General features: G+C 50.6%; 1 rRNA gene. It reads right to left on the bottom strand.

Features of this window, described 5'->3' with window-relative positions:
- Positions 1 to 53 precede the first annotated feature (53 nt).
- Positions 54 to 2,943: ribosomal RNA gene (locus tag CDZ87_RS16465) — 23S ribosomal RNA — on the bottom strand.
- Between the last annotated feature and the right edge of the window lie 103 nt (positions 2,944 to 3,046).

Here is a 3,046-nt window from a genome sequence, read left to right as displayed (position 1 = left end):
TCACACATTCAATATTCTTGCTTTGAGTCCAATCAAAACCCTTTGGGTGTTGTATGGTTAAGCCTCACGGGCAATTAGTACAGGTTAGCTCAATGCCTCGCAGCACTTACACACCCTGCCTATCAACGTTCTAGTCTTGAACAACCCTTTAGGACACTTAAAGTGCCAGGGAAGACTCATCTCAGGGCTCGCTTCGCGCTTAGATGCTTTCAGCGCTTATCGATTCCGAACTTAGCTACCGGGCAATGCCACTGGCGTGACAACCCGAACACCAGAGGTTCGTCCACTCCGGTCCTCTCGTACTAGGAGCAGCCCCCTTCAATCTTCCAACGCCCACGGCAGATAGGGACCGAACTGTCTCACGACGTTCTAAACCCAGCTCGCGTACCACTTTAAATGGCGAACAGCCATACCCTTGGGACCGACTTCAGCCCCAGGATGTGATGAGCCGACATCGAGGTGCCAAACACCGCCGTCGATATGAACTCTTGGGCGGTATCAGCCTGTTATCCCCGGAGTACCTTTTATCCGTTGAGCGATGGCCCTTCCATTCAGAACCACCGGATCACTATGACCTGCTTTCGCACCTGCTCGAATTGTCATTCTCGCAGTCAAGCGGGCTTATGCCATTGCACTAACCACACGATGTCCAACCGTGTTTAGCCCACCTTCGTGCTCCTCCGTTACTCTTTGGGAGGAGACCGCCCCAGTCAAACTACCCACCAGGCACTGTCCTCACCCCAGATAATGGGGCTAAGTTAGAACATCAACACTACAAGGGTGGTATTTCAAGGTTGACTCCACCGATACTGGCGTACCGGCTTCAAAGTCTCCCACCTATCCTACACATGTAGGGTCAATGTTCAGTGCCAAGCTGTAGTAAAGGTTCACGGGGTCTTTCCGTCTAGCCGCGGGTACACTGCATCTTCACAGCGATTTCAATTTCACTGAGTCTCGGGTGGAGACAGCGTGGCCATCATTACGCCATTCGTGCAGGTCGGAACTTACCCGACAAGGAATTTCGCTACCTTAGGACCGTTATAGTTACGGCCGCCGTTTACCGGGGCTTCGATCAAGAGCGTCGACCGAAGTCTAACCCCATCAATTAACCTTCCGGCACCGGGCAGGCGTCACACCGTATACGTCATCTTACGATTTTGCACAGTGCTGTGTTTTTAATAAACAGTTGCAGCCACCTGGTATCTGCGACTCTCAATAGCTCCATCCGCGAGGGACTTCACCGTCAAGAGCGTACCTTCTCCCGAAGTTACGGTACCATTTTGCCTAGTTCCTTCACCCGAGTTCTCTCAAGCGCCTTGGTATTCTCTACCCGACCACCTGTGTCGGTTTGGGGTACGATTCCTTACAATCTGAAGCTTAGAGGCTTTTCCTGGAAGCATGGCATCAATGACTTCACATCCGTAGATGCTCGACATCGTGTCTCAGCGTTATGAAAGTCCGGATTTACCTAAACCTTCCGCCTACGCACTTGAACCTGGACAACCGTCGCCAGGCCCACCTAGCCTTCTCCGTCCCCCCATCGCAATTGTAAGAAGTACGGGAATATTAACCCGTTTCCCATCGACTACGCCTTTCGGCCTCGCCTTAGGAGTCGACTTACCCTGCCCCGATTAACGTTGGACAGGAACCCTTGGTCTTCCGGCGTGGGGGTTTTTCACCCCCATTATCGTTACTCATGTCAGCATTCGCACTTCTGATACCTCCAGCAAGCCTTACGACTCACCTTCAACGGCTTACAGAACGCTCCCCTACCCAATACAGTAAACTGTATTGCCGCAGCTTCGGTGTATAGCTTAGCCCCGTTACATCTTCCGCGCAGGCCGACTCGACTAGTGAGCTATTACGCTTTCTTTAAATGATGGCTGCTTCTAAGCCAACATCCTAGCTGTCTAAGCCTTCCCACATCGTTTCCCACTTAGCTATACTTTGGGACCTTAGCTGGCGGTCTGGGTTGTTTCCCTCTCCACGACGGACGTTAGCACCCGCCGTGTGTCTCCCGGATAGTACTTACTGGTATTCGGAGTTTGCAAAGGGTTGGTAAGTCGGGATGACCCCCTAGCCTTAACAGTGCTCTACCCCCAGTAGTATTCGTCCGAGGCTCTACCTAAATAGATTTCGGGGAGAACCAGCTATCTCCAGGTTTGATTGGCCTTTCACCCCTAGCCACAAGTCATCCGCTAATTTTTCAACATTAGTCGGTTCGGTCCTCCAGTTGATGTTACTCAACCTTCAACCTGCCCATGGCTAGATCACCTGGTTTCGGGTCTATATCCAGCAACTCGACGCCCAGTTAAGACTCGATTTCTCTACGGCTCCCCTAGATGGTTAACCTTGCTACTGAATATAAGTCGCTGACCCATTATACAAAAGGTACGCAGTCACCCAACAAGTGGGCTCCTACTGCTTGTACGTACACGGTTTCAGGTTCTATTTCACTCCCCTCACAGGGGTTCTTTTCGCCTTTCCCTCACGGTACTGGTTCACTATCGGTCAGTCAGTAGTATTTAGCCTTGGAGGATGGTCCCCCCATATTCAGACAGGATATCACGTGTCCCGCCCTACTCGATTTCACTGATGATGAGATGTCGGTTACGGGGCTATCACCCTGTATCGCGGCACTTTCCAGAGCCTTCACCTGTCTCATTAAAAGCTTAAGGGCTAGTCCAATTTCGCTCGCCGCTACTTTCGGAATCTCGGTTGATTTCTTTTCCTTCGGGTACTTAGATGTTTCAGTTCCCCGAGTTCGCCTCATTAACCTATGTATTCAGTTAATGATACGTGCTTATGCACGTGGGTTTCCCCATTCAGAAATCCCAGACTCAAAAGGTTGTTACTACCTAATCTGGGCTTATCGCAAGTTACTACGTCTTTCATCGCCTCTGACTGCCAAGGCATCCACCGTGTACGCTTAGTCACTTAACCATACAACCCCAAAGGGTCTTACAATCAAACAACCAAAGTTGTCTCCATTTTTAAACATGTGGAGACACGATTTTGCCGGACTCAAATATAAACATCACAACGA

Origin of the sequence: Vibrio salilacus (assembly GCF_002811245.1) — a bacterium.
Taxonomy (GTDB): Bacteria; Pseudomonadota; Gammaproteobacteria; order Enterobacterales; family Vibrionaceae; genus Vibrio; species Vibrio salilacus.
Note: the sequence above shows the minus strand (reverse complement) of the source record. Positions and strands in the feature narration are given on the sequence as shown.